This is a genomic window from Streptomyces sp. NPDC006733, assembly GCF_040636125.1.
Taxonomy (GTDB): domain Bacteria; phylum Actinomycetota; class Actinomycetes; order Streptomycetales; family Streptomycetaceae; genus Actinacidiphila.
Map to the genome: position 1 here is coordinate 218475 of NZ_JBEYJD010000003.1, position 25772 is coordinate 244246.

Genomic DNA, 25772 nt, shown 5'->3' on the forward strand with positions numbered 1-25772 from the left:
CGGCGCTCTACTCCTTGGCCGGGTGCTCCAACTGGGAGGCCAGCACCGCGGCCTGGATCCGGCGCTCCACCCCGAGCTTGGCGAGCAGCCGGGAGATGTGGTTCTTGACGGTCTTCTCCGACAGGTACAACTGCTTGCCGATCTGCCGGTTGGTCAGCCCCTGCCCGATGAGTCCGACGATCTCCACCTCACGCGGGGTGAGATGGGACAACGGGCTGTCGGCGGGCGGTCCGTCCTCCTTGGGACCGCCGCGCAGGCTGCTCATGAGGCGGGCGGTGGTGGCCGGGTCGAGCATCGACTGCCCGGACGCGACGGTCCGCACCGCCGAGACGAGGTCGGAACCCCTGATCTGCTTGAGGACGTAGCCGGAGGCGCCCGCCATGATCGAGTCCAGGAGCGCGTCGTCGTCGTCGAACGAGGTGAGCATCAGGCAGGCGAGGTCGGGCATCTGGGACCGGAGTTCCCGGCAGACCGTGATCCCGTCCCCGTCCGGGAGCCGTACGTCCAGGACCGCCACATCGGGACGCAGGGCGGGACCGCGGGCCAGCGCGTGCGCGGCTGTTCCCGCCTCTCCCACGACCTCGATCCCCTCTTCCGAGTCCAGCAGGTCCACCAGCCCGCGCCGCACCACCTCGTGGTCGTCGACCAGGAACACCCGAATGGGCAGTACGCCTTCAACCATGTCCGCTCCCCGTTCCGTTGCAGGAATTGTGATCCACCGGGAGCGAGCGGCGACAGGGGCCGAACGGACCATGTCCTCCCGACCCTGCCCATCGCGGGGACGCGCGGCGGACGCGGCGGGCGCCCTTCCCCGAGGTGCGGGGCGAGGCGCTAGCGTAGGCGGGCACCAACCCCTTCACTCGGTCGATACGGCGGGAGTCGTCATGGGCAAGGACAAGGCGGCGCGGCCCGAACCGCTCCCCCGGCTTCGACTCGATGATCTGCTCGAGGAACTCCAGGTCCGGATCAACGCGGTGCGCGGGACCAGGGACCGGGTGCACGAGCTGCTGGAGGCCGTGCTCTCGGTGGGCCAGGAGCTGGAGCTGGCCCAGGTCCTGCGGGGGATCGTCGAGGCCGCCGTCGTGCTGGTCGACGCCGAGTACGGGGCGCTGGGGGTCATCGGCGACGAGGAGCGGCTCGCGCAGTTCCTCACCGAAGGGGTCAGTCCCGAGCAGATCAGCGCCATCGGCCCGCTGCCGTCCGGGCACGGCCTGCTCGGCGAGTTGATCCGCCACCCGGAGCCGCTGCGGCTGGCGGAGCTGTCCGAACACCCGTCGTCGGTCGGATTTCCGGCCAATCATCCGCCCATGCACTCCTTCCTCGGGGTCCCGATCCGTATCCGCCAGGAGGTCTTCGGGAACCTGTACCTGACGCAGAAGCGCCGGGCGGCGGAGTTCGACGCCGAGGACGAGGCGGTGCTCTCGACGCTGGCCGTGGCGGCCGGCGTGGCGATCGAGAACGCGCGCCTGTACGAGGAGACGCGCCGCGGGGCACGGTGGATCGCAGCGAACGCCGAGGTGATCAGCGGCCTGCTGTCCGGCATGGCCGAGGCCCAGGTGCTGGAGCTGATCCTCTCCCGGAGCCGCGAGATCACCGGTGCGGATCTCGGGGCGGTGGCGCTGCCCGTCGCGGGTTCGGACGACCTGCGGGTCGTGCTGGCGATCGGCCTCGACGCGGAGCAGCACCAGGGACTGGTGCTGCCGCGCGTCGGCACCTTCGTGGGGGCGTGCCTCGCCGCCGGAGCGCCGGTGGTGAGCGCGGACATCGACCACGATCCGCGGGTCAGCGTCGGCCCGCCGCGCTGGCAGGGGCTGGGCCCGGCGGTCTCGGTGCCCCTGGGGGCGGGCGAACGGATCCGCGGGGTTCTGCTGCTGGCGCGGGCGAGCGGCGAACCCGCGTTCACGTCCGCCGAGGCCGATCCGCTCTCCGGCTTCGCGGCACAGGCCGCGGTCGCCCTGGAGCTCGCCGAACGGCGGCGGGACGCGGAGCAGATGAGCCTGCTGGAGGATCGCGACCGGATCGCGCGGGACCTGCACGACGTGGCGATCCAGCGGCTGTTCGCCACGGGGATGACCCTGCAGAGCGCGCTGCGCTTCGTCTCGCACCCGGAGGCCACCGACCGGCTGACCCGGGCGGTGGACGACCTCGACGACACCATCAAGATCATTCGCTCGACGATCTTCGGACTCCGCGCGCACGCCGGCCCCGGCCGGGGGCTGCGCGTGCTCACCGCCCGCACCGTCGCGGAAGCAGCTCCGCTGCTGGGGTTCACCCCGTCGGTGCGCACCGACGGCCTGGTGGACACCGCGGTGCCGCGGAGCGTCGCGGACGATGTGATCGCGGTGCTCGGCGAGGCCCTGAGCAACATCGTCCGCCACGCGAAGGCGACCTCCACGGAGGTGGCCGTCGGCGTGGCCGACGGCACGCTGACCCTGACGGTCACCGACAACGGCGTGGGCCTGGGCACCGACGGGCGGCGCAGCGGGCTGCGCAACCTGGCCGAACGGGCCGAGAAGCTGGGCGGCCGCATGGAGCTGGCCTCCCCCGACGGCGGCGGCACCCGCCTGCTGTGGCGGGTGCCGCTGAGCGGCTGATGCGCGGGAGACCGCCTGCCGTCCACTCCCCTGACGTCTGCGGCCAGTGGCTACACGCCGGAGCCGGAGCCGTTCTGCCGCAGGACCTCACGGGCCGGGATGCGCGGGCTCGCCGCGCTCTGCGGGCCGTAGCCCAGCCGCAGCAGCATCTGGACATGGCTCGGGCCGCCGGAACTGTCCCGCAGAGGCCAGCGCAGGTCGGGCCACTCCAGCGCCTGGTGCAGCAAGGAGGAGCTCAGGCGCTCGGCGGTGGCGACCAGCAGGACGTGCTGCAGGGCTTGGCCGGCCCGCAGCCAGTCCGCACGACGGTCGTGCGCGGTGGACAGGACCGCGATCACCGGGTTCTCCTCGAACGGCTGGGCAGGCAGCAGGCCCGGCCGGCGAGCGGCGCCGAAGTCGCGGACCGGGAGGTGGCCGGTGGCGTCCTGCGGGCCGAGCGCCGCGGCGGGAATCCCCACCGGGCCGGCTTCCGGCCGGTGGAGCCACCGACGGCTCTCGTCGCGCCGGGCGGGATCGCCCGTGGTGCGGCGCTCCGCCTCCGCGGTGAGCTGCAGCAGCCGCCGGGCCTCCCGGCCGTCGGGGAACCACAGACCCGCCCCCTCGCGGTGCGCGGCGTCCGACAGCTCGGCCCGTACCGCCTCGGGCACCGGGCGGGAGGAGAACGGCTGACGGCTGGTGTGCCGGCGCCAGATCGCCTCGTACAGATCGGTCCGGTGCGCCGCTCCGTTGCGGGGCGGCCCGGCGAGGCGCACGGAGGCCAGCAGGCCGGGATCGGCCGGGTCGGGCAGGAGCCGGAGCACCGGTTCCCAGCCGAGGTGGGCGACCGCGACGCGCAGGTTGAACACCGCGGTGCCCACGGACAGGTGCAGTGCCCGGCCCGTCGGGTCGATGTGGCGCAAGGACCGCTCCGGGGCGGCCCGGACCTCGATGGTGACCGTGACCGGGTCGAGGCGGTAGCGCCAGGGCTGGGTGTTGTGGATCGACGGGGCGGCGATCGCGGCCGAGATCAGCTTCTCCAGCGTCACGGCGTCCAGTTGGCGCAGCGCGGGGGATCGGGTTCGCATGACGGGTCTCCTTCCGGCACGTGTGCTGCCGTTGGATCGAGCCTGGCCCGGCCGGTGCCGCGGGCACAGAGGCCACCCGGTCCGGAGAAGGGGTCGGATGGCCCCACTCCGGGCCGCCGCAACCACTGGGCAGGCCAGGGACGGCGGCCCCGGTCCGGCGTTCCGCACCACGTGCGGCGTCCGCCGGGCACCGCGTCAGAACTGCGGCCCCACGACGGGCGGCTCGCTGCGCCTGGGGTGCCCGGTGAGCCGGATCTCGACGTTGACCACGCCCTCGACCGCCCGCACCAGCCGGGCGACGACCGGGACGAGCGAGGTGTCGGGGAGCGATCCGGTGAGGGTGACGACCCCTTCCTGCACGGCGATCTCGATCGTGGGCCGCTCGTTGGGGAAGAGGTGGCCGATCACCTCGCTGCGCACCTCCCCGGCGATGTCCTCGTCCTCGCGCAGGAACACCTTCAGCAGGTCGGAGCGGCTGACCACTCCCGTCAGCCGGCCGACCTCGTCCACCACCGGCAGCCGTTTGACGTTGCGCCGGACCATCAGCCGTGCGGCCTCGGCGAGTGTGGCGCCGGCGTGGACGGTCACGGCCGGGGCGGTCATGAGCTCCTCGGCGGTGCCGGCCCCGGCCTTCACCAGGTCGTCCAGGCGGCGCAGTTGTTCTAGGCGCGAGGGATCGCGGTCCTTGAACTCCTCCTTGGCCAGCAGATCGGCCTCGGAGACGACCCCGACCACCCGCGACTCGCCCTCCAGCACGGGCACCGCGCTGACGTGCCACTGCTCCAGGGTCCTGACGATCTCCTTGAACGGCGCGGTGCGGCTGACCGCGACGACCGTCTCGGTCATGACGTCACTGACTGTGTGCGGGGTGTTCTTCATGATCAACTCCTGCGGTTCTGGCGGCGGTTCTCGGTGGCGGGCGACGCGGCCGCACGGGCGGCGCGAGGCTGGGGTCAGGACCGGACGGCGCTGTGCGGCCCGTACAGGTCGAGCAGCCGGGTGCGCGACGCCGTCAGCCGGTGGGCGATGACCTCGGCGCACGCCAGCACCAGCTCCCGGCCGAGCACCGGATCCTCCTCGCACAGGGCCCGCACCTGCTCGGCGTCGAACTCCCGCGCCCGCACCGGGCTCAGCGCCTGGGCTCCCAGGTGCCAGCGGTACGGTGCGAACAGCCAGGACCAGCCCAGCAGATCCCCGGGCCCGAGCGCCTCGACGGTGGGGGCGCGGCGGCCGGGCACGTGCAGGTCGAGGTAGACCGCCCCGGTGCGGATGATCCAGAAGTGCTCGGCCCGGCCGCCTTCCTCGAAGATCCGCTCTCCGGCGGGGAAGGAGACCTCCCGCGACAGGGCGAGAATCCGTTCGCGGTTCTCGGCCGACAGCGAGTGCAGCAGACCGTGCGTGCGGTTCATGACGGATCTCCCCATCTCTCGTGTGCGCGGCGACGCGGTGGTCGGCTCGGCGCTGCCCCCGGTCGTCCGCTGCTCCGGGTCCCCCGGGCGAGGCTCAGGGGCCGGTGCGCCGCCGTGGGCTGCTCGTGGCGTTCCCCACCTCCCCCAGCGTGCGGCGGGTGCCTCACCCCAGGGCAGGGGCCGTGCGGCCCTCCCCCTGGGACGGTCGGGCCACCTCGCCGTGGCCTCCGCTCCCGCAGGGGACGGTCACCACCGGGCACGGTGCTCTGCGCACGCAGTCCCGGGCGACCGGTCCCAGGGCCGGCCGCAGGGGCGAGGAGGACGGGTGGTGGCCCAGGATGAGCAGGACGGCGCGCTGCGCGTGCGCGAGCAGCACGGGGCTCGGGCGGCCTTCCGTCAGCACCAGCCGCACCGCGACGGCGGGCCGGGGTCCCAGGGCCCGCCGTACGGCGGTGCGCAGCCGGTCCTGGGCCCGGGACCGGTCCTCGGTCCGGGACCGGACGCCGGGGTTCGGCGCGTACGGCGCATGGTGGGCACCGCTCGGCTCCCAGACATGGACCACGACGAGATCCGCCCGCCGGGTGGCCGCCTCCGCGGCGGCCCAGCGCAGGGCCGCGCAGGAGGAGTCGCTGCCGTCGACGCCGACGACGATGCGGTCACGGGCCGCCGGCCGGTTCAGGCCCGTCTCGGATGATGCGTACGTCATGTCCGTCGCCGTCCCCAGGTGTCCGCGATGTGGTCCCAGTCCCGTTCCCACTCCGCCATCCGGTGCCGGTCGGAGACCCTCCGGACCGCGCCTCGGGCAGTGATCACAAGGGCGAGGGCGACCGCGGCCCCGCCGGTGACGCCGATCGCGGTCCAGGACGCCACCTGGTCGGCCGACGCCGGCGCGGCGACCTGGTGCCCGGACCGGTCCAGCCACACCGTCGTCGTGGAACCCCGCGCGCTGCCGGCGTCGGCCTTGGCCCTCCCGGTCGCCACCACCCCGGCGGGTGTGGTCCAGCGGACCGCCACGGCGAACCGGTCACCGGTGGTTCCGTAGCCGGGGAGCGCCGGCGCGTCCTCCAGCAGCACCGCGGACACCGCGTGCCGCGTCGCCCGCTGGCGCTCCGCCGCGTCGACGGCGGCGTCATGGGCCGCGGCCCCGGCCGCCATTGCGGCCGCCGGCACGCCGAGAAGCAGCACCGCGGCCGTCACCACGTTCACCCATCCCTCGACGATGTCCGAGCGGCGGCGCAGCGGATTGGACCGCCAACGCCACCACCTCAGGGTTCCCTTCATGGTCCCCATGCCTCCCCGGCCCGTCAGCGGGTCTTCACAGCTTGCGGATCCAGTCGTCGGCCACGCCGTGCAGTTCCTGTTCCGCGGGCTTGAGGTGCGTGTCGTCGAGCCGGAACGTGAGCTTGTCGACGACGGCGACCACCCCGTCGATCTGCCGGGTCAGGCGGACGGCGATGTCGATCTCGCTGCGCCGCTCCAGGCGCCCTTCCAGCGTCACCACCCCGTCGTAGACGTTGACCGCGATGGACTGCGGGGTGAGCCACAGCGTGCGCACCAGCACCTCGTCGATCACCTCACGGCGGATCTCGCTGTCCGGCCGCAGGAAGACGCGCAGCAGGTCACGGCGGGTGACGATGCCCACCAGGCGGTCCTGCTCGTCGATGACCGGCAGGCGCTCCACCCGGTGCTGCACCATGGTCCGGGCCGCCTCGGCGATGGACTCCTCGGCCCGCACGGTGATCGGCGGCTGGGACATCAGCTGCCCGGCGGTCCTGGCCCGCGCCTTGTTCCGCTCGCGGCGCGCGGAACCCGACAACCGGCCCCACCACGATCCACCGCCCGCTCCCCCGCCGTCGGCCGCCGCCGCCTGGCGCATCATCAGATCCGTCTCGGAGATGACCCCGATGACCTGGTCGTCGGCGTCCACGACGGGCAGACCGCTGATGCGGTGCCGCGACAGCCGTTCCGCGACCGTCTTGAACGGCGTGCCGTAGACCGCCTTCACGACCTCGGTCGTCATTACGTCGGTGATCCGATTGTGCCTCATCATGAACACTCCTTCCGCGGCGCGAACGGCCCTCTCTCGCTGATGGCATCAGCGTCCGCCCGGGAAGCGCGCGGTTCCAGATGCTGCCCGGCCCCACCCCTTGGGCCGGATGACCCTCACAGGGGCCGGTCCGCCCCTGTCCTGCCGGCGTTCGCCCTGCGAACGTGCCGACAGGAGCGCCCCGGTCGTCGGTGCGCGGCACAGCAGGAGGTGTGCACCGTGGAACTTCCGGTGATCGTGGGTGTGGACGGATCCGAGACCGCCCTGGAGGCCGTCGACTGGGCCGCCGATGAGTCGGCGCGGCAGGGGCTGCCCCTGCAGGTGATCTTCGCGTCGCTGTGGGAGCACTACGAGGGCATGTCCCCCTCCTTCGGTGACCACCGCCCGTCCGAACGCGTGCTGGCGGAGAACATCCTCGGCGCGGCGGTCGCGCGGGCCGAGGCCAGGCAGCCCGAACTCAAGGTGAGCGGCACCGTCGCCGTGGAGGGTGCCGTGACCGCTCTGGTCGAGGCGGGCCGCCGCGCCTCGTCGGTGGTCGTGGGCCACCGGGGGCGCGGGGAGCTGGCCGGCCTGCTGCTCGGCTCGGTCGGGCTGGGCGTCGCCGCCCGCGTGCGGTGCCCGGTGATCGTCGTTCGCGGCGCGGAGCAGAACCGCCTCGGCGCCAACCGGCGGATCCTGCTGGGCCTGAGCGGGGACGCCACGGCCCAGGCCGCGTTGGAGTTCGCCTTCCGCACCGCCGAGCGGCGCGGGGCCCGGCTGGAGGCCCTCCACGCCTGGCGCTGCCCGGCCCACGAGGAAGCGGCGAGCGTGGACGCCGCCCACGAGCACCGGCGCCGGGCCGAGGAGGTCATCGCGGAAGCCCTGCGGGAGACGTCAGGTCTCTATCCCGGTGTCACGGTGGACCGCGTGCCGGTCGAGGGATCAGCCCGCGCGGCCCTGCTGGGCGCCGCCGCCACGGCGGACCTGCTGGTCGTCGGTGCCCAACGGCGCCAGCCGGGCGCCATCGGCCTGCATCTCGGCCTGGTCAACCACGCGCTGCTGCACCACGCCGCCTGCCCGGTGGCCGTCGTTCCGCAGCCCTGACCCTGCCTGACAGGGCCGCTCCTATGACCTCCTGGGACCGCGGCTTCTGTCTGCACGGCACATCAGGCGGTGGCAGGGCCGGGATCGCTCCCGGCCCTGCCACCGCTGTCCCGCGTCGCCCCTGACTCAGCGCGGGACGAACACCACCGGGCTCTCCGCGAACTCGGCGACCGCGTGCCCCACCGGGCCCAGCCCGTCGGGACCGCGCCCCAGCACGACCATCTCGGCCCGCGCCGACGCGTTCACCAGCGCCCAGGACGCGGTGAACAGCCGCACATCCGGGATCACTTCGACCTCGGGGTACTTCTCCCGCCAGCTGCGCAGCGCGTCCGCGAGGGTCTGCACCTCCTCGTCCTCCCACTCGGCACGGTCGTCCTCCAGCACGGGGTACGGAGTGCGGCCCTCGTACGGCAGGGGCAACTGCCAGGCGTGCACCGCGCGTAACCGGTGGCCGTCGCGCCGGGCGACCTCGAAGGCGAAGCCGGTCGCCGTGTCGTCCGGGCGCCGCGCGTCCAGTCCGAGGACGACCTCGCCGGCGTGCGCCATGCGCACCATCGCCACGGGGCACGGCGCGCCCCCGGCGAGTTGCATGGCCTCACGGTGCAGCGCGCTCACGACCAGCAGCTCCCCATCGGCGCCGGCCGCCATCAGGGCCGGCAGCGGATGGTCGACCCGCTCCGTCGCCACCGTCAGCCCGGGATGCCGCAGGCGCACGACGACGAGCGGCCGGTCGAGTTCTCCCGGGGCGCGGGTCCCCAGCAATCGCAGGGCGCAGCCCCGTCGTACGGCTTCCGTGGCGGCCCAGCGCGCGGCCCCCATCCCCGGGCCCGATCCGTCGACCCGGGCGATGACCCAACGCTCCTTCATGAAGTCCACCTCCTGCTGTCACTGTCCGGTCGCCTGACGCGATCCCCAAGGGGCCGACCGGGTCGCGGCCCCGGGCCCATCGGCCCTGGGCCAGGTGGCCGAGCCGCGCACCCGGCCGCCCTGTCACCGGCGGGGCGGGTCGTCCCCATGAGGCCCGTCGTCGGCGCGTACCGGCGGCAGGTCGAGCCAGCGGGAGCGGCCGGGCAGCACGGTGGACGTCCGCCCGGCGAGCACCACCCGCACCGAGGCGCCGTCCGACGCCGGGACACGGATCTGCACCCGCTGTGCCCGCACTCGCACGCCCAGCCCCCAGTGGCCCCGGTAGCGCAGGGTGACACCGAACTTCGACAGCTGCGGCAGCGGCGCGGGATCCAGCCACAACGCGTCGTCACGGGTCTCCAGCCCCGTCAGCCCGCGCTGGACGAGGTCGAGCGTGCCCGCCATCGCTCCGAGGTGAATGCCCTCGGCCGTGGTCCCGCCCTGCACGTCGGCGACGTCACCGATCAGCGCCTCGTGGCAGTACGTCCACGCCTCCGCGCGCCGGACCCGGGCCAGCACCCAGCCGTGCACCAGCCCGCTGAGCGTCGATCCGTGGCTGGTGCGGGCCAGGTAGTAGTCGACGGTGGCCCGCCAGGCCGCCTCGTCGAGGTCGTAGCCGAGCCGCTGGAACAGTCCCTGCAGTTCCGCGGGCGAGAAGAGGTAACCGAGCATCAGCACGTCCGCCTGTTTGGACGCCCGGTAGCGGTTGACGGTGTCGCCCTCGGCTTCCAGGATGCGGTCCAGGCGCCGGATGTCGCCGTACCTGGCCCGGTAGCCGGCCCAGTCCAGCTCCTTCAACTCCCCGTAGCCCTCGAACTGGCTGATGACACCGTCGTGGAAGGGCACGTACAGCTTTCCGGCGATCTCCGACCAGCGCTCGACCTCGACCTCGTCCAGGTTCCTGGCCTCGGCGAACTCCGTCCGGCGCACCACCGGCAGGGCCCGGTACACCTCGGCGGCCCGGGCCAGCACCCAGGCGGCGGAGACGTTGGTGTACGCGTTGTCGTCCAGCCCCGGGCGGTCGGCGTCCGGGTACGCGTCGTGGTACTCGTCCGGGCCGACGACGCCGCGCAGGTGGTAGCGGCCGGTGCCGGCGTCCCAGCGGGCGGCGTCCGCCCAGAAACGCGCGATCTGCAACAGCATCTCCGCGCCCTTGGTGTGCAGGAACTCGGTGTCGCCGCTGGCCTGGCAGTACTGCCACACGTTGTACGCGATCGCGGAGCCGACGTGGTGCTGGAGGTGGGAGTGGTCCGGCAGCCAGCGTCCTGAGCGGGGGTTCAGGTGCAGCGTCTGCGTCTCCTCCCGGCCGTCGCTGCCGCTCTGCCACGGGTACATCGCACCCCGCCGCCCCGCGTTGGCGGCCGAGCGGCAGGCCTGCGGCAGCCGTCGCCAGCGATAGGTGAGCAGCGCCCGCGAGACCTCCGGCAGGTGCAGGTTCAGGTACGGCAGGACGAACAGTTCGTCCCAGAACACGTGGCCGCGGTACGCCTCCCCGTGCAGCCCGCGGGCCGGCACCCCCACATCGAGTTCGGCGGTGTGCGGGGAGAGGGTCTGCAGCAGATGGAACAGGTGCAGCCGCAGGATCGGCCCGGCCCGGCCGGGGACGTCCACCGAGGCCCGGTTCCACAGGTGACGCCACGCGGTGCGGTGGGAGTCCAGCAGGTCGGGGAAGGCCGGCGCACGGCGCACCCGGTCGATCGCGGCCCGCAGCGGGTCGCTGATCGCCCGGTCCCGCGAGGTGTGCAGTGCCACCGTCTTGTCGACCACGACCGTCTCCCCCGCCGCGAGGGGGATGGTCAGCAGGCTGGCCGCCCGGTGCTCGGAGCAGTGCGGGACGGAGGCGGTGTCCGCGACGGGGGCGACCCGGGTGCGCGCCGCCAGCGCGACGCGGATGTCGGAGGCCGTGGTGCGGCAGCGCAGCCACACCGTGTCGGGTCCTCCGGTGCCGGTCCGCCACCGCGTCAGGTGCCGGTCCGCGAGGTCCCGGTACCGGCTGACGCCGGTGTTGCGGACCTCGCCGTCCAGCGCGGACTCCACCTCCAGCTCGCCCTGCCACCCCTCGGCGGTGAACCGGGTGCGCAGCGCCGCCAGATGCGGGTCGCCCATGTGCGCCAGGCGCTGCTGTTCCACCCGCAGCCGTCGGCCGGACGGATCGGCGTACACCGTCTCCCGGGTCAGGACACCCCGGCGCAGGTCCAGGCTCTGCCGGTGGGAGACCAGGTCGCTGTGGTCGGGGCTGAGCCACGCGCCGGCCTCCGCTCCGGCCGGGCGGATCCGGTAGCGCAGCGGCAGCCAGTCCGGGAGGTTGACCATGTCCTCGTTCTCGACCTGCCGGCCGGCCACCGTGGACACCAGCCGGTTGTAGACCCCCGCGGCGTACGTGCCCGGGTAGTGGTGCGGCCCCGCGGCGGTCTCCGCAGCGGCCCCCCGGGTGGCGAAGTAGCCGTTGCCCACCGTGCACAGGGCCTCGCGCAGCCGCTCCGTTGCGGGGTCGTAGCCCTCGTAGGACCAGGTCCAGCTGTCCATGGTCAGCCCTCCGGGACGGTCAGCAGCTCGGCCAGGTCCTGGACCACGACGTCGGCGCCGTGGTCCAGCAGGTCGGCGGCGCTGGCCGCGGTCGCGGTGCGGTCCACCCCGATCACCAGGGCGAAGCGGCCGCGCCGGCCGGCTTCGACGCCCACCAGGGCGTCCTCGACGACCGCGCACTCCGCCGCGGGCACGCCCAGGCGGCGTGCCGCCTCCACGAAGAGCGCGGGGTCGGGCTTGTTCGGCAGACCCAGCCGCCGTGCCTCGCTGCCGTCCACCACCACCCGGAACAGGTCCCGCACCCCGGCGGCGCCCAGCAGCTCGGTCGCGTGCCGGGAGGCGGAGACCGCCGCGCAGGGCACCTGCTCCCGGCCGAGGACCCGCAGCAGTCGGACCGTGCCCGGCCACGCGGTGATGCCGTGCTCGCGCAGCCGGGCGGTGAACAGTTCCTCCTTGCGCGCCGCCACCGCCCGGACGCTGCCGGTGCCCGGCGGATCCAGCGGATCACCCTCGGGCAGGGTCAGACCCCGGGAGACCAGGAGGGCCCGCGCGCCGTCGAGCCGCGACTTGCCGTCGACGTACCGGCGGTACTCCTCCACCGGGTCGAACGGGCGCTCGTCCCCGGCCGCCCGCGGACAGGCGTCGAAGGCCTCCTTCCAGGCGGCGGCGTGCACTCGGGCGGAGTCGGTGATGACCCCGTCGGTGTCGAAGACCACCGCCCGGACGGCCTTCAGGAGCGGTGCGGAGCACGGCGCGGTCACCATGGGCGGAGCCCCCTCCCGGCCCCCTGGCCTCACAGGCGGGCCGCGACGTATTCGGTCAGATCGAGCAGGCGGTTGCTGTAGCCCCACTCATTGTCGTACCAGCCGAACACCTTCACCAGCTCGCCCTTGGCCTGGGTCAGCGCCGCGTCCACGATGCAGGACGCCGGATCCCCGACCACGTCCCGGGACACGATCGGCGCGGTGCTCACCCGCAGGATGCCGCTCAGCGACCCCTGCGCCGCCTCGGTGAAGGCCTCATTGACCTCAGCCGCCGTGACCGGGCGGCGCAGCAGCACGGTGAGGTCGGTCAGGGACCCGTCCTCGACGGGGACGCGGACCGCGATGCCGTCCAGCGCCCCGGCCAGCTCCGGCAGGACCAGCCCGACCGCGCGGGCCGCGCCGGTGCTGGTGGGGATGATGCTCACGGCCGCCGAGCGGGCCCGGCGCAGGTCCTTGTGCGGGCCGTCCAGCAGCGCCTGGTCGTTGGTGTAGCCGTGGATGGTGGTCATCAGCCCCTTGTCGATGCCGAAGGCGTCCTGGAGGACCTGCACCATCGGTACGACGCAGTTGGTGGTGCACGAGGCGTTGGAGACGATGTGGTGGGCGCCGGGGTCGTAGTCGGTCTCGTTGACGCCCATGACCACGGTCACGTCCACGCCCTTGGCGGGCGAGGAGATGAGGACCTTGCGGGCGCCGGCCTTCAGGTGCAGGGCCGCGTCGTCGCGGGTGCGGAAGCGGCCGGTGGACTCGATCACGATGTCCACGCCGCGGTCCGCCCAGGCCAGGGCCGCCGGGTCACGCTGGGCGCTCACCGCGATGCGGTGCCCGTCCACGGTGATCGACTCCGCGTCGTGCGTGATCGGACGGCCCAGCCGCCCGTAGGTCGAGTCGAACTCCAGCAGGTGCGCCATGGTCGCGATGGGCGCGATGTCGTTGATCGCCACCACCTCGACGGGCGTGGTGTCCTCCGCGGAGCGCGCCAGCACGCTGCGCAGGTAGTTGCGGCCGATGCGGCCGAATCCGTTGATGCCGACCCGTACGGTCATGACAACCCCTTCTGCTGTGCGAGTGCTTGTGGTTGGTGGTGGCTTCACTGTCTCCCCGTGCGCCGTGCTCCGGCAGGGGCCTGAGGGGTCACCCCGGGGGCCGAACGGCACCCGGGGCCGGCCCGGTCGGTGCGCCCGCGACGCCACGGGGTCCCGTCGCTCAGTACGCCCGCAGGCCGTGCTCGCGGAACTGCCCCCGCACGCGCTCCACCAGTTCGGCCGGCGGCGTCGGGCTGTGGCACAGCGGGAACGGGATGCCCAGGGCTTCGTATTTGGCGGCACCGAGCTTGTGGAACGGCAGGACGTCGACGCATTCGACGGTGCCCAGCCCGGCGGCGAAGGCGGCCAGGCCGTCGACGGCCGCCTCGTCGTCGGTCCGGCCGGGGACCAGGACGTAGCGGAGGCGGATCGGCTTGCCGAGCCGGCTCAGCCGGGTGGCGAACGTCAGCGTCGGCGCGAGGTCGCCGCCCGTCAGGGCCCGGTAGGCGGCGATGTCGAAGACCTTGATGTCCAGCAGGACCAGGTCGGTGTCGGCCAGCAGCCGGTCCGTGGCGCGGGCGCCGAGGAAGCCGGAGGTGTCCAGGGCGGTGTGCAGCCCGAGCTCCCGGCAGCGGTGGAGCACCTCGGCGGTGAAGGCGGGCTGCAGCAGCGGCTCGCCGCCGGTGATCGTCACTCCCCCGCCGGCCGCGGTGATGAAGGAGCGGTACCTGCCGATCTCCGCCAGCACCGCGTCGGCCTCGCTCTCCCGCCCGTCCCGCAGGTGCCAGGTGTCGGGGTTGGCGCAGTACTGGCAGCGCAGCGGGCAGCCGCTGAGGAAGAGCACGAAGCGCGTCCCGGGCCCGTCCACCCCGGTGGACAGGTCCCAGGAGTGCACGCGGCCGGTGGTCACAGCCGGCCGTGGAAGGTACGGCTGATCACGTCGAGCTGCTGCTCGCGGGTGAGCCGGACGAAGTTGACCGCGTAACCGGAGACCCGGACGGTCAGGGCCGGATACGCCTCCGGGTGCTCCATGGCGTCCTGCAGCGTGGCCCGGTCCAGGACGTTGACGTTGAGGTGGAAGCCGCCGGCGGCCATGTAGCCGTCCAGGATGCCGACCAGGTTGGCGGCGCGTTCGTCCGGGTGGTGGCCCAGCCCCTCGGGCGTGATCGTCGACGTCAGGGAGATGCCGTCGAGGGCCTCGTCGTAGGGGATCTTGGCGACGGACAGCGCGGAGACGGCCATGCCGTGCCGGTCGCGGCCGTTCATGGGGTTGGCGCCGGGTGCGAAGGGCTGCCCGGCCCGGCGGCCGTCGGGGGTGTTGCCGGTGTGCTTGCCGTAGACGACGTTGGAGGTGATCGTCAGCACCGATTGGGTGTGCTCCGCATCCCGGTAGGCCGGGTGCCGGCGCACTTTGGCCATGAACCGGCGCACCAGGTCCACCGCGATCGCGTCGGCCCGGTCGTCGTTGTTCCCGAAGGCCGGGTACTCGCCCTCGACCGTGTAGTCGACGGCCAGCCCCGAGCTGTCCCGGGCCACCTTCACGCGGGCGTGCTTCACCGCCGACAGGCTGTCCGCGGCCACTGACAGCCCGGCGATCCCGCACGCCAGCGTGCGGTGGACGGGGTGGTCGTGCAGGGCCATCTCCAGCCGCTCGTAGGCGTACTTGTCGTGCATGTAGTGGATGACGTTGAGCGCGTTGACGTAGGTGGCGGCCAGCCAGTCGAGCATCCGGTCGTACGCGGCGAGCAGGGCGTCGTACTCCAGGTACTCGCCGGTCAGCGGCTCGGTGGCGGGAGCGATCTGCTCACCGGTGATCTCGTCCCGGCCTCCGTTGATCGCGTAGAGCAGCGCCTTGGCGAGATTGACCCGGGCGCCGAAGAACTGCATCTGCCGTCCCACCGCCATCGCCGACACGCAGCAGGCGATCGCGGTGTCGTCCCCGGTCCGGGGGCGCAGCAGCTCGTCCGACTCGTACTGCAGGGCGCTGGTGTCGATCGAGACCTGCGCGCAGAACCGCTTGAAGCCGGCGGGCAGGCGGGGCGACCACAGCACGGTGAGGTTCGGCTCCGGGGCGGGCCCCAGGTTGTACAGGGTCTGCAGGAAGCGGAAGGATGTCCGGGTGACCAGGGTCCGGCCGTCCTGCCCGATGCCGCCCAGCGACTCGGTCACCCAGGTGGGATCGCCGGAGAACAGCTCGTCGTACTCCGGGGTGCGCAGGAACCGCACGATCCGCAGCTTGATCACGAAGTCGTCGATCAGTTCCTGGGCGCGGGTCTCGTCGATCCGCCCCTCCGCGAGGTCGCGGGCGAGGTAGACGTCGAGGAACGTCGAGGTCCGGCCCAGCGACATCGCCGCGCCGTTCTGCTCCTTGACCGCGGCCAGATACCCCAGATACAGCCACTGGATCGCCTCGTGGCCGGTGGCGGCCGGGCGGGAGACGTCGCAGCCGTACGCGGCGGCCATCTGCTCCAGTTCCGCCAGCGCGCGGATCTGCTCGGCGAGTTCCTCCCGGTCGCGGATCACCTCGGCCGAGGACGACTGCCCGTCCAGCGCGGCCCGCTCGGCGCACTTCGCCTCGATGAGCAGCGCCGTGCCGTACAGCGCGACCCGGCGGTAGTCGCCGATGATCCGGCCCCGGCCGTAGGCGTCCGGCAGCCCGGTGATGATGCCCGCCTTGCGGGCCCGGCGCATCTCGGGGGTGTAGGAGTCGAAGACGCCCTGGTTGTGGGTCTTGCGGTAGGTGCCGAAGACCCGGGAGACGAACGGGTCGGGCTCGAAGCCGTAGGCACGCAGCCCGCTCTCCACCATCCGCAGCCCGCCGTTGGGCATGATCGCCCGCTTGAGCGGGGCGTCCGTCTGCAGACCCACGATGAGCTCACGGTCCTGGTCGATCCACCCGGGCCCGTGCGCGGTGATCGTGGACGGGGTGGCGGCGTCGACGTCCAGCACGCCCCTGCGCCGCTCCTCGGCGCGCAGCTCGGACACCGTCTCCCACACCGCGCGGGTGCGTTCGGTCGGGCCGGCCAGGAACGCGGCGTCGCCCTCGTACGGCGTGTAGTTGTCCTGGATGAAGGCCCGTACGTCGATCCGCCGGTGCCAGGCACGACCCGAGAATCCTCGCCACGGGTCGGCGGCAGCGGGGGCGTCGGTCCGGATGGCCTGTGTCATGGCGTTCACTCCCTGGTTCCGGCCGCGGCAGGGTGTCCGGCGGCGGGGCGGCCGTTTCCGGCACTGTCGCACCGGGCCGGCCGGGCTCGCGAGGGGCGCTTCGGCCCTCGGTGGGACCGGTCGGCCCTCGCGCCCCGGCGACCGGCCGGCAGGGCCGACCGGCCCCGGACCCGGCCCCGTTCAGCCCCTGCGGCGCGGGAGGGTACGGCCGCATCGTGTGGGTGGAACGATCCGCAGGAGAGAGGTTCGCCATGACCGCCACCGCCCACCACGACGGGCAGACCCACGCGCTGCTGACCGACGGCCGGACCGTGGAGATCCACCGCGCACGGCCCGAGGACCACGACCAGGTGCTGCGGTGGTACGAGGGGATGTCGTCGGAGAACCAGCGGCTGCGCTCCTTCGGTGTGAGCCGGCGGTCAGGACCGCAGGCCGCCGACCGGGCCTGCTCCGGCCCCCGGCGCGGCCACCACGCACTGATCGCCCGTTGCGACGGCGAGGTCGTGGGGGTCGCCGAGTACGAGAGCGGCGCCGACGCCGCCTCCGCCGAGATCGCGCTCGCGGTCGCCGACGCCTTCCACCACTGCGGGGCGGGCACCCTGCTGCTGGAACACCTGGTGCACGCGGCCCGGCAGGACGGCATCACGTCCTTCACCGCAGACGCCCCCGCGGAGAACCACCTCATGCTGAAGGTCGTCGCCGATCTGGGCCTGCGGACCACCCGCCGCTTCGTCGGCACCGAAGTGCACTGCGCGATCCGGCTCGACCCCGACGAGCACTACCTCGACGCCGTGGACGAACGCGGCCGGACCGCCGACACCGCCAGCCTGCGACCACTGCTGCGCCCGGGCTCCATCGCCGTGGTCGGGGCGGGCACGAAGGCCGGGTCGATCGGACGGGCCGTCCTCAAGAACATCCGCGACGCCCGGTACTCCGGTCATCTGTACGCGGTCAATCCGCACGCCCACGCCATCCTGCGGGTCCCGTGCTATCCGACGGTGGCCGCCCTCCCGCACCCGCCGGATCTCGCGGTGCTGGCCGTGCCCGCGCACGTCGTACCCGAGGTCGCCGAGCAGTGCGGCGCCGCCGGGGTGCGCTCCCTGGTCGTGCTCACCTCCGGCCTCGACAGCCGGCAGGCGGCGTCCCTGCTCGCTTCGTGCCGCCGGCACGGCATGCGGCTGGTCGGCCCGAACTGCCTCGGCATCGCCAACACCGAGGACACCGTCCGCCTCGACGCCACCTTCGCCGCCGACCGGCCGCGGCCGGGCAGCGCCGGCGTCGCCGTCCAGTCCGGCGGCGTCGGGATCGCGCTGCTCGGCGGGCTCGCCCGGCTCGGGATCGGGGTGTCGAGCTTCGTCTCGCTCGGCGACAAGTACGACGTCAGCGCCAACGACCTGCTGCAGTGGTGGGAGGGCGACGACCGCACCGACCTGGCCCTGCTGCACGTGGAGTCGTTCGGCAATCCCCGCGCGTTCTCGCGCACCGCCCGCCGGGTGGCCCGCCGCATGCCGGTCCTGACCGTCGACGCGGGCCGGTCCACGGCGGGCCGGCGCGCCGCCGCCTCGCACACCGCCGCCGCCGCGACGCCGACGATGACGCGGCAGGCCCTGTTCCGCCAGGCCGGGATCACCGCCACCCGCACCATCGGTGAACTCCTGGACACCGCGGCGCTCCTGCACTCCCAGCCGCTTCCCGCCGGCCACCGGGTGGCCATCGTGTCCAACGCGGGCGGCGCGGCCGTGCTGGCCGCCGACGCCTGCGCGGAAGCGGGGCTCAACATGCCCACCCTGCCCGCGGACCTGATCGCCGAACTGCTGCGGCTGCTGCCCGACGGGGCCACCGCCACCAATCCCGTGGACGCCACCGCCGCCGTGGGCGAACGGGAACTGAGCGACTGCATCGACCGGCTCACCGCCCACGGCGCGGTCGACGCGGTCCTCGTCGCCCTGGTCCCCACCGCACTGACCGCGGCGACCGGCGACGATCCAACCGGGGCCCTCACCCACGCCGTCCCGGATCGTCGTCCCCGAACGGTCGCCGCGGTCCTGCTCGACCAGGAGGAACGCGTCCGTATGCTGCCCGTCCCCGCCGGGGGCCAGGTGCCCGCCTACGCGGACCCGCAGGCCGCCGCGCGTGCCCTGGCGCACGCCGCGGACCGGGCCCGCTGGCTGGCCCGGCCGCCCGGCACCGTGCCGCCGCCGCCCACGGCCGACGTCGAGGCGGCCCGGGCCCTGGTCGCGGACTTCCTCGCACGGAACCCCGAAGGCGGCTGGCTCGATCCGCGCGAATGCATGGCTCTGCTCGACCACTACGGCATCCCGCGGCAGCCCTACGCCTGGGCCGAGAACGAGCAGGATGCCGTCGAGGCGGCGGAGCGGCTGGCCGGCCCCGGCCGGTCGGTCGCCCTCAAGGCCTACTGGCCCGGTTCGGTGCACAAGAGCGATCAGGGCGCCGTGCGGCTGGACCTGGCCGACGCAGCCGCGGTGCGCGCCGCCTACCGCGACTTCTCCGCCCGCTTCGGCGACATCATGACCGGTGTCCTCGTGCAGACGATGGCCGAGCGCGGCACCGAACTCGTCGCCGGTGTCGCCCAGGACGCGGTCTTCGGTCCGCTGGTGCTGTTCGGCCTCGGCGGTACGGCGACCGACCTGCTCGCGGATCACGCCGCCCGCCTCGCCCCGCTCACCGACCACGCCGTCCACGAGCTGATCACCGCGCCCCGCTGCGCCGCGCTGCTGTTCGGGTACCGGGGCGGCGGGCCCGTCGATCTGGAGGGGCTGGAGCAGCTGCTGCTGCGGCTGTCCCGGATGGCCGGGGATCTGCCGCAGCTCGCCGAGGCCGACCTCAACCCGGTGATCGCGCGGCCCGACGGCGTCACCGCCCTCGACGTCCGGGTCCGCCTCGTGCCGCGTGCCGCGCACAACCCGTATCTGCGCCGGCTGCGCTGACGGCGGTCGGCCGCGGCATGCCGCGACGCGTCCGCCAGTCCCAGGAAGAACCGGCCGTCAGGCCGAGGTGTCCGAGGAGGGAAACCGATGAATGCCACGCACGCGCCCCACACTCTCGTCGCCTACAGCAGCAAGAACGGATCGACCGCCGAGATCGCCCGGTGGATCTGCGAGGTGCTGCGGGAGGAGCACCTCGATGCCGAGGTCGCGCCCGTCTCCGACGTCCCCAGCCTCGCGCCGTACGACGCCGTGGTCCTCGGCGCCGGCCTGTACGCGGGCCGCTGGCCGGCAGAGGCGACCCGCTTCGCCCGTCGTCACCGCCAGGCGCTGAGCGAGCAGGACGTCTGGCTGTTCAGCAGCGGCCCCCTCGACAGCTCGGCCGCCGAGCGCTCCATTGCGGCCGTGCCCGGGGTCGCGCGTATCGCAACCCGGGTGAACGCCCGCGGCCACATCACGTTCGGCGGGCGGCTGGCCGAGGGCGCCCGCGGCCTCATCGCGCGGCAGCTCCTGAAGAACGGCAAGGGCGGCGACTTCCGCGACCGTGAACGGGTCCGCGCCTGGGCCCACGAGATCGCCGCCGCCCTCGCCGGCGTTCCCGGCAAGCGCTGACGGGAGGAACGCTCATCGGGCCAGGGAATCGCGGCATAGGCCGCTGGCAAAACGACAAGTCCGGCCGATCGGAACCAGAATCGGTCTCCGAGGCGTACAGCGGACATGAAGGACTAATGTCCTACAAATCCCGTGCCACCCAAGCGGGCGGTAGGGGAGGCCCGACATGGCGTACACGGTGCCGGACGGGAGCACGGCCGAGGCGATGTTCCGGGCCCTGCTGGAGTCGGCGCCCGACGCCATGATCATCATCGACGGCAGGGGCACCATCCGACTCGTGAACGCCCAGACCGAGACCCTGTTCGGCTATGCCCGCAGCGAGCTGCTCGGGTCCCCCGTCGAGATCCTCGTTCCGGAGCGGTTCCACGCCGACCACCGCCGCCACCGCCACGACTACGCGGCCAACCAGCAGGTCCGCCCCATGGGAGCCGGGCACGAGCTGTACGGACGGCGCCGCGACGGCCGGGAGTTCCCCGTGGAGATCAGCCTCAGCCCGCTGCAGACCGCGGACGGGCTGCTGGTCTCCGCCGCCGTCCGGGACGTCAGCGAACGCAAGGCGGCCGAGGAGCGCATCAACGAGCTCGCGGTGCTCGTCGAGTCGTCCCAGGACGCCATCCTCGCCAAGACCCTGGACGGCACGATCACCTACTGGAACGCCGCGGCCCAGCGCCTGTACGGGTACACCGCGGAGGAGGCCATCGGCCAGCCCGTGGTGATGCTCGCCCCCGCCGACCGCAAGGAGGAGATCGCCGGCCTGCTGGAGACCCTGTGCAGGGGCGAACACGTCGAGCGTTTCGAGACGTTCCGCGTCACCCAGGACGGCCGCCTGCTCACTGTCGACGTCACCCTGTGGCCGATCACGGGACGGGACGGCACGATCACCGGCGCCTGCTCGGTCGTCCGGGACATCTCCGACCGCAAGCGCGCCGAGCGCGAACTCACCGATCTGTACCGCCAGCAGCGCCACATCGCGCTGACCCTGCAGCGCAGCCTCATGGGCTCCCCGCCGGAGCTGCCCGGCATGCGGACGACGAGCCGGTACTTCCCGGCCACCCAGGGCGCGGGGGTGGGCGGCGACTGGTTCGACCTCATTCCGCTCGGCGCGGGCCGGGTGGGCGTGCTCATCGGCGACGTGATGGGCCGCGGCCTGGAGGCCGCCGCCGTCATGGGGCAACTGCGCTCCGCCGCCCGCGCGCTGGCCAAGACCGGGCTGTCACCACGGCAGCTGGTGGAGGCGCTGGACGCCTTCGTCGGCGATCTGCCGGACCAACTGGTCACCTGCTGCTATCTGGTGGTGGACCCGGACGCCGGCGAGGTGACGATCTGCTCGGCCGGGCATCTGCCCGTCCTGCTGGTCGCCCCCGACCACACCATCACGCCGCTGCCCGCGCCGGTGTGCGTTCCGCTCGGCGTCGGCGACATCCCGTACCAGCAGATCTGCGTCCCCGTCGCCGCCGGGTCCACCCTGGTCCTGTACACCGACGGGCTGGTGGAGACGCCGCGGTCCGACATCGACGTCCAACTCGCCCTCCTCGCCGCCGAGCTGCGCACCGCGTTCGCCACGGCCGCGAGCCTGGAGGAGGTCGCGGACCGGGTGCTGACCGCGCTCCGGCCGGACGCGGACGGGCACGCCGACGACGTGACCCTGCTCCTGGCCCGGATCCCGGCGGCACCGGTCGCCGCGGCCTCGACGGAACTGCCGGCCGAGCCGGTCTCGGTCGCCGGCGGCCGCCGCTTCGTGCGGGCCACGCTGCGCGCCTGGGGGTGCGAGGAGACGGCGGAGACCGCTTGCCTGCTGACCTCCGAGGTCCTCACCAACGCGGTGAGCCACGCCGAGGGGCCGCTGACGCTGCGCCTGCACCGCACCGCCCGGGAGATCACCGTCGAGGTCACCGACCGCAGCACCCGCGCCCCGCAGCGCCGGGTCCCCGAGCCGGGCGACGAGTCCGGCCGCGGCCTGCTGCTGGTGGACGCCCTCGCCACCCACTGGGGCACCCGCCCCACGGACACCGGCAAGACGGTGTGGTTCACCTGCACCCAGAAGCCCGGCGGCCCTCCGCGGACGCCCGCCTCCCGGCACCCCCAGTCGGCGGGGGCCTGACGGCGTACACGTCCTCCCGGTCAGCCCGCGGTGATGGGGGGCTCGGCGCCCCGGGGCCGGGGGGCGGAGGTGATGCGCAGGCCGAAGCGGGCCCACAGCAGGCGTTGGAGCAGGAGGGTGAGGACGCCGGCGATGACCATGCCCGCGAGGTTGACGCCGAGTTGCACGAGCGACGCGCCGACCTCGTGCCAGTGCGCGAGCGGGAGCGCCACCGCGATGTTGCCCGCGGCCGGCACCGTGGTGACCGAGATGAAGACGCCCACCAGGGCGGACGACTTGCCCGCGGTCAGCGACAGGATGCCGGCGATGCCGGCCAGGAGCGCCACGATGAACGACCAGCGGTCGGGGTGCACGATGAACTCCGTCATCGGCCGGTCGTCCAGCATGTCCGGTGTGATCCACCCCAGCAGCCGGCTGACCCCCGCGCAGGCCGCGGTCACCGCGATCGCCGCGGCGAACCCGACGACGAGCGTGCGCACGGCCGTACCGAGCAGACGGGGCTGCCGGCGCAGGATCCCGAAGCAGAACGCGGCCACCGGGCCGAACTCCGGTCCCAGCACCATGGCGCCGACGATCAGAATCGGCTGGTCCGCGAGCACGCCGATGGCCGCGATCTGCGTGGCCAGCGCCAGGAACGCCAGGTACGACCAGCTCAACCGGGTGTCCGTGGTGACCCGGGCGGCCAGCTCCTCCCAGACGACGGCGTCCTCGGGGTCGCCCGGCGCGGCCTCCTCCGCCTTCTCGGCCGCCGTCGAGATCGACAGGTCGATCTGCTCGACGGTGATGGCGCCGCTGTCCTTCAGGCCCAGCGCGCGCAGCTCGTCGAGTACCGCGTTGGCGGCCTCCCGCGCCAGGCTGAACTCGACCACGTCCCCCGGTGGCGAACACGCCGCCCCGGGGAACCTGACCGCGTGGGCGGCCCCCGGGCACTCCAGGACGATACGCAGTACCTCGTCGGTCCGGTCGGCGGGCGTGATCACTCGTACATGCAGCACCTGCGCATTGTGCCCTGCCCCGTGATGCTCGGGAAATCGCCGTCCCGTGCCCCGACCGGCCCGCCCCGCGGCCGAACGGGTATCAGACGGTGACCTCCAGGTACGCCACACCGCCGCCGGCCCGGGCGCGCAACGCGCCCCGCAGGACGCCGAGCAGGTGCGGCGGGGCGACCGCCGGATCGATGTCGTCGGTGGGGAAGAAGGCGTGCTCGCTGAGTTCGCTCTCCTGGACCGTGATCGCCGCCTGCTGCTCCGCGCTCAGCTCTCCGCCGTCGAAGACGTACAGCACCTGCTCGCCGCGGCCGGGCACCGTGATCCAGGCGGTGGCGAGCAGCGGGCCGAGCTCGACGTCGATGCCGAGCTCCTCGCGGCCCTCGCGCACGGCGGCGGTCCCGGGGGTCTCGCCCTGCTCGACATGGCCGCCGGGCAGGTTCCAGAACGGCTTGTAGGTCGGGTTCACGAACAGGGCGTGCCCGTGTTCGTCGAAGCACAGCAGGCCCGCGGAGACGGTGGGGCGGGCGTTGTTGTCGGTCATGTCGGTGCTGTTCACGCTTTCTCTCGCGGTACGGGGTTCCGTTACACGGTCACATTGCTCTGCAGCAGGGCGCGGGCGGTGTCGGGGTCGGTGCGGCCGAAGGCCGCCCGGGTCCGCACGTACCGCTCCACCTGCACATCGAAGTCGTCGTCGGCGGGCGGCACGTCGACCGGAGCGCTGTGGGCCGCGCTGCCGGCGGCCATGGCCGCCAGCGCGCTCCTGATCCAGTAGGCGTCGGCGACGGCTCGCGCCGCGTCCTCGGGGTGGCCCTGCCGGTCGGCGAGTGCGGTGGCCCGCTCGTACAGGCCCGGGGACGCGTAGTGGCTCAAGGTGCGCTGCACGTCGCTGATCTCGGTGACGTAGCGCTCCAGCCGCAGCGACGGCGGCGGGGAGAGCCGCATCAGGTCCCGGGCCCGGTTCAGGGGCGCGGAGAAGCCGTGGCCGGGCAGGACATTGCTCGGGGCGCGCAGGATGACCGAGGGGACGGCGAGGGCCAGTTCGCGCCACAGCGGGTACAGGGCGGTCAGCGCGCGCTTCGCCCGCCGGCGGTCGACCAGGGCCTGGGTCGCCGGGGCGATCGCGCCGACGGCCCACAGCAGGAACACCAGGTACAGCATGGTGTCGGTGATGTTCTCCTGCACGCTGATGACGTGCGCGGAGACCGTGCGGACGGTGATCAGCGCGCAGTAGGCGGTGCGCACGACGGCGTACAGCACGGCCAGCGCCATCGCGACGGCCATCATCGTCAGGCCGGTCCGCAGCGTCCAGCGCCGTGCCCGGCGCGCGGAGCCGCCCCACTGGTAGGCGCAGACCGCGGCGGCCACGGCGGTGTAGAGGTAGAACAGGCCCATGTAGAGCGCCAGTCCCACCTCGCCGGCGTGCCGGGCCATGAAGTACGGGCTCTCGGTGTGCGTGCGGTCCAGCACGAGGAAGAACACCGCGGCCATGACGAGCACGGTGGCCAGCGACGCGCGGGTCGCGATGCGGTGCACGGCCGCGGTGACGCGCACCCGCCGCAGGACGGCGGGGTCGGACGCGGCGCCGTCGCCGTCGACGGCGGTGACGTAGCGCAGCAGCACGCAGATGCCGGCGATGGTGATGACGTGCTTGAGCAGCGTCGCGAGGTCGACGACGCCCAGGCCGTCGATGACCGCCCGGCCCAGGTCGGTGCGGAGCAGCCACGCGACGGCGAGCGCCGCGAAGGCGCCCCACAGCGACCGTTCCCGGGACTGCCCGCGCAGCGCGGCCGGTATTCGCCACACCGCCTGGAAGAGCAGCAGGGCGATGATGGCGTAAGCGATGGCGTCAGTCATGAGGCAGCACCTTCTTGCGGCGCGGACCCGCGATGGGCCGCGACAGGCTTTCGTCGAGATTGCGCAGCGTCACGTCGCCGGTGATCGGGGCGTGGCGGGTCTCGTGGTGCAGCAGATCGGCCAGCGTCTCGGCCCGCGCCTCGGCGTGGGTGGCGTAGCCGCCGCGGGCCAGGACCTGGCCGGTGGCCAGCAGCCGGTCGAGCATCTCCGCGGGCATGCCGGGAAAGAGCAGGGCGAGTTGCTCCCGCTCCGCGCCGGAGCCGTCCTCGCACCACAGATGGCACAGCTCATGGAAGATGATCTTTTTCCGGTGGAACTTCGTCGCCCCCTGGACGTGCAGGATCAGGTCCAGGGGACGTCGATGGTGCTTCACCCACAGGCCGCAGGCCCCGGTCTGGCCCGGGACGTCGGCGGGCAGCTCGACCAGGCGGATCTCCCGGCCCCGTTCGGCCTCGATGTTCCTGATGAACGCGGCCACGGTGAAGGGGTCGGGCACCGGCATCTCGCGCAGGATGCGGCGGCACTCCCGGCGCAGGGCCCGCGGTGCCATGGGATCGCGGCGCTGCCACCACATGGCCGCTCCTCCTCGCAGGTGCCGTGGGCAGGACCGGTGGGGTCCTGTCGGCGGGCACGCTCACGTCGCAGCGGCCGTCGGGTTCGCCTGGTCGAGCAGTAACGGTACGCC

The 25772-nt window shown here is 73.5% G+C and carries 22 protein-coding genes; 5 read left to right on the forward strand and 17 right to left on the reverse strand.

Annotated elements, in window-relative coordinates; genetic code table 11:
- Positions 1-7: 7 nt before the first annotated feature.
- Positions 8-682, reverse strand: a complete 675-nt coding sequence (locus ABZ721_RS05120) for a response regulator transcription factor (RefSeq protein WP_358787187.1) — start codon at positions 680-682, stop codon at positions 8-10.
- 202 nt (positions 683-884) lie between these two features.
- Between ABZ721_RS05120 and ABZ721_RS05125 the strand changes: the two genes are divergently transcribed.
- Positions 885-2594 (forward strand): GAF domain-containing protein, encoded by a 1710-nt coding sequence (locus ABZ721_RS05125; RefSeq protein WP_358787188.1) that lies wholly within the window; start codon positions 885-887, stop codon positions 2592-2594.
- 50 nt (positions 2595-2644) lie between these two features.
- Here the strand turns inward: ABZ721_RS05125 and ABZ721_RS05130 are convergent, their stop codons facing one another.
- From ABZ721_RS05130 to ABZ721_RS05155, 6 genes are all read right to left on the reverse strand, one after another.
- Positions 2645-3658: a nitroreductase family protein gene (locus ABZ721_RS05130; RefSeq protein WP_358787189.1), complete on the reverse strand. Its 1014-nt coding sequence runs from the start codon at positions 3656-3658 to the stop codon at positions 2645-2647.
- Between the two features lie 195 nt (positions 3659-3853).
- Positions 3854-4537 (reverse strand): CBS domain-containing protein, encoded by a 684-nt coding sequence (locus ABZ721_RS05135; protein WP_358787190.1) that lies wholly within the window; start codon positions 4535-4537, stop codon positions 3854-3856.
- Positions 4538-4611: 74 nt separating this feature from the next.
- Positions 4612-5067 (reverse strand): cyclic nucleotide-binding domain-containing protein, encoded by a 456-nt coding sequence (locus ABZ721_RS05140; protein ID WP_358787191.1) that lies wholly within the window; start codon positions 5065-5067, stop codon positions 4612-4614.
- A 163-nt stretch (positions 5068-5230) separates the two neighbouring features.
- Positions 5231-5773: a universal stress protein gene (locus tag ABZ721_RS05145; protein WP_358787192.1), complete on the reverse strand. Its 543-nt coding sequence runs from the start codon at positions 5771-5773 to the stop codon at positions 5231-5233.
- Positions 5770-6348, reverse strand: coding sequence for a hypothetical protein (locus tag ABZ721_RS05150; RefSeq protein ID WP_358787193.1), 579 nt, complete (start codon positions 6346-6348; stop codon positions 5770-5772). Before ABZ721_RS05150 ends, ABZ721_RS05145 begins: the two co-directional genes overlap by 4 nt.
- Positions 6349-6382: 34 nt before the next feature.
- A complete protein-coding gene (locus tag ABZ721_RS05155) occupies positions 6383-7114 on the reverse strand; it encodes a CBS domain-containing protein (RefSeq protein WP_358787264.1) in 732 nt (243 codons plus the stop codon).
- A gap of 219 nt (positions 7115-7333) precedes the next feature.
- Between ABZ721_RS05155 and ABZ721_RS05160 the strand changes: the two genes are divergently transcribed.
- Positions 7334-8197: a universal stress protein gene (locus ABZ721_RS05160; RefSeq protein ID WP_358787194.1), complete on the forward strand. Its 864-nt coding sequence runs from the start codon at positions 7334-7336 to the stop codon at positions 8195-8197.
- A gap of 126 nt (positions 8198-8323) precedes the next feature.
- Here ABZ721_RS05160 and ABZ721_RS05165 read toward each other — a convergent pair whose 3' ends face one another.
- From ABZ721_RS05165 to pflB, 6 genes are all read right to left on the reverse strand, one after another.
- The gene (locus ABZ721_RS05165) at positions 8324-9064 is read right to left on the reverse strand and encodes a universal stress protein (RefSeq protein WP_358787195.1); all 741 of its coding nucleotides are present in this window, start codon (positions 9062-9064) and stop codon (positions 8324-8326) included.
- 123 nt (positions 9065-9187) lie between these two features.
- Positions 9188-11629: a glycosyl hydrolase family 65 protein gene (locus ABZ721_RS05170; protein ID WP_358787196.1), complete on the reverse strand. Its 2442-nt coding sequence runs from the start codon at positions 11627-11629 to the stop codon at positions 9188-9190.
- Between the two features lie 2 nt (positions 11630-11631).
- A complete protein-coding gene (locus tag ABZ721_RS05175) occupies positions 11632-12393 on the reverse strand; it encodes an HAD-IA family hydrolase (protein WP_358787197.1) in 762 nt (253 codons plus the stop codon).
- A gap of 29 nt (positions 12394-12422) precedes the next feature.
- Entirely contained in the window at positions 12423-13439 is a 1017-nt protein-coding gene (gene gap, locus ABZ721_RS05180; RefSeq protein ID WP_358787198.1) for a type I glyceraldehyde-3-phosphate dehydrogenase, read from the reverse strand.
- A 160-nt stretch (positions 13440-13599) separates the two neighbouring features.
- Positions 13600-14328, reverse strand: a complete 729-nt coding sequence (gene pflA, locus ABZ721_RS05185; protein WP_358787199.1) for a pyruvate formate-lyase-activating protein — start codon at positions 14326-14328, stop codon at positions 13600-13602.
- Positions 14325-16586 carry a formate C-acetyltransferase gene (pflB, locus tag ABZ721_RS05190; protein ID WP_358787200.1) on the reverse strand — a complete coding sequence of 754 codons (2262 nt, stop codon included), beginning with the start codon at positions 16584-16586 and terminating at the stop codon, positions 14325-14327. The genes pflA and pflB overlap by 4 nt, the downstream gene beginning before the upstream one ends.
- Positions 16587-16837: 251 nt before the next feature.
- On the opposite strand from pflB, the gene ABZ721_RS05195 reads away from it, so the two are divergent.
- From ABZ721_RS05195 to ABZ721_RS05205, 3 genes are all read left to right on the forward strand, one after another.
- Positions 16838-19534, forward strand: a complete 2697-nt coding sequence (locus ABZ721_RS05195; protein ID WP_358787201.1) for a GNAT family N-acetyltransferase — start codon at positions 16838-16840, stop codon at positions 19532-19534.
- An 87-nt stretch (positions 19535-19621) separates the two neighbouring features.
- The gene (locus ABZ721_RS05200; protein ID WP_358787202.1) at positions 19622-20143 is read left to right on the forward strand and encodes a flavodoxin domain-containing protein; all 522 of its coding nucleotides are present in this window, start codon (positions 19622-19624) and stop codon (positions 20141-20143) included.
- A 166-nt stretch (positions 20144-20309) separates the two neighbouring features.
- Entirely contained in the window at positions 20310-22244 is a 1935-nt protein-coding gene (locus ABZ721_RS05205; RefSeq protein WP_358787203.1) for a PAS domain S-box protein, read from the forward strand.
- 20 nt (positions 22245-22264) lie between these two features.
- Here the strand turns inward: ABZ721_RS05205 and ABZ721_RS05210 are convergent, their stop codons facing one another.
- From ABZ721_RS05210 to ABZ721_RS05225, 4 genes are all read right to left on the reverse strand, one after another.
- Positions 22265-23239 carry a DUF389 domain-containing protein gene (locus ABZ721_RS05210; RefSeq protein WP_358787204.1) on the reverse strand — a complete coding sequence of 325 codons (975 nt, stop codon included), beginning with the start codon at positions 23237-23239 and terminating at the stop codon, positions 22265-22267.
- 82 nt (positions 23240-23321) lie between these two features.
- A complete protein-coding gene (locus ABZ721_RS05215) occupies positions 23322-23789 on the reverse strand; it encodes an NUDIX hydrolase (RefSeq protein WP_358787205.1) in 468 nt (155 codons plus the stop codon).
- 26 nt (positions 23790-23815) lie between these two features.
- Positions 23816-25087: an MAB_1171c family putative transporter gene (locus ABZ721_RS05220; RefSeq protein ID WP_358787206.1), complete on the reverse strand. Its 1272-nt coding sequence runs from the start codon at positions 25085-25087 to the stop codon at positions 23816-23818.
- Positions 25080-25661, reverse strand: a complete 582-nt coding sequence (locus ABZ721_RS05225; RefSeq protein WP_358787207.1) for a hypothetical protein — start codon at positions 25659-25661, stop codon at positions 25080-25082. Before ABZ721_RS05225 ends, ABZ721_RS05220 begins: the two co-directional genes overlap by 8 nt.
- Positions 25662-25772: the final 111 nt, after the last annotated feature.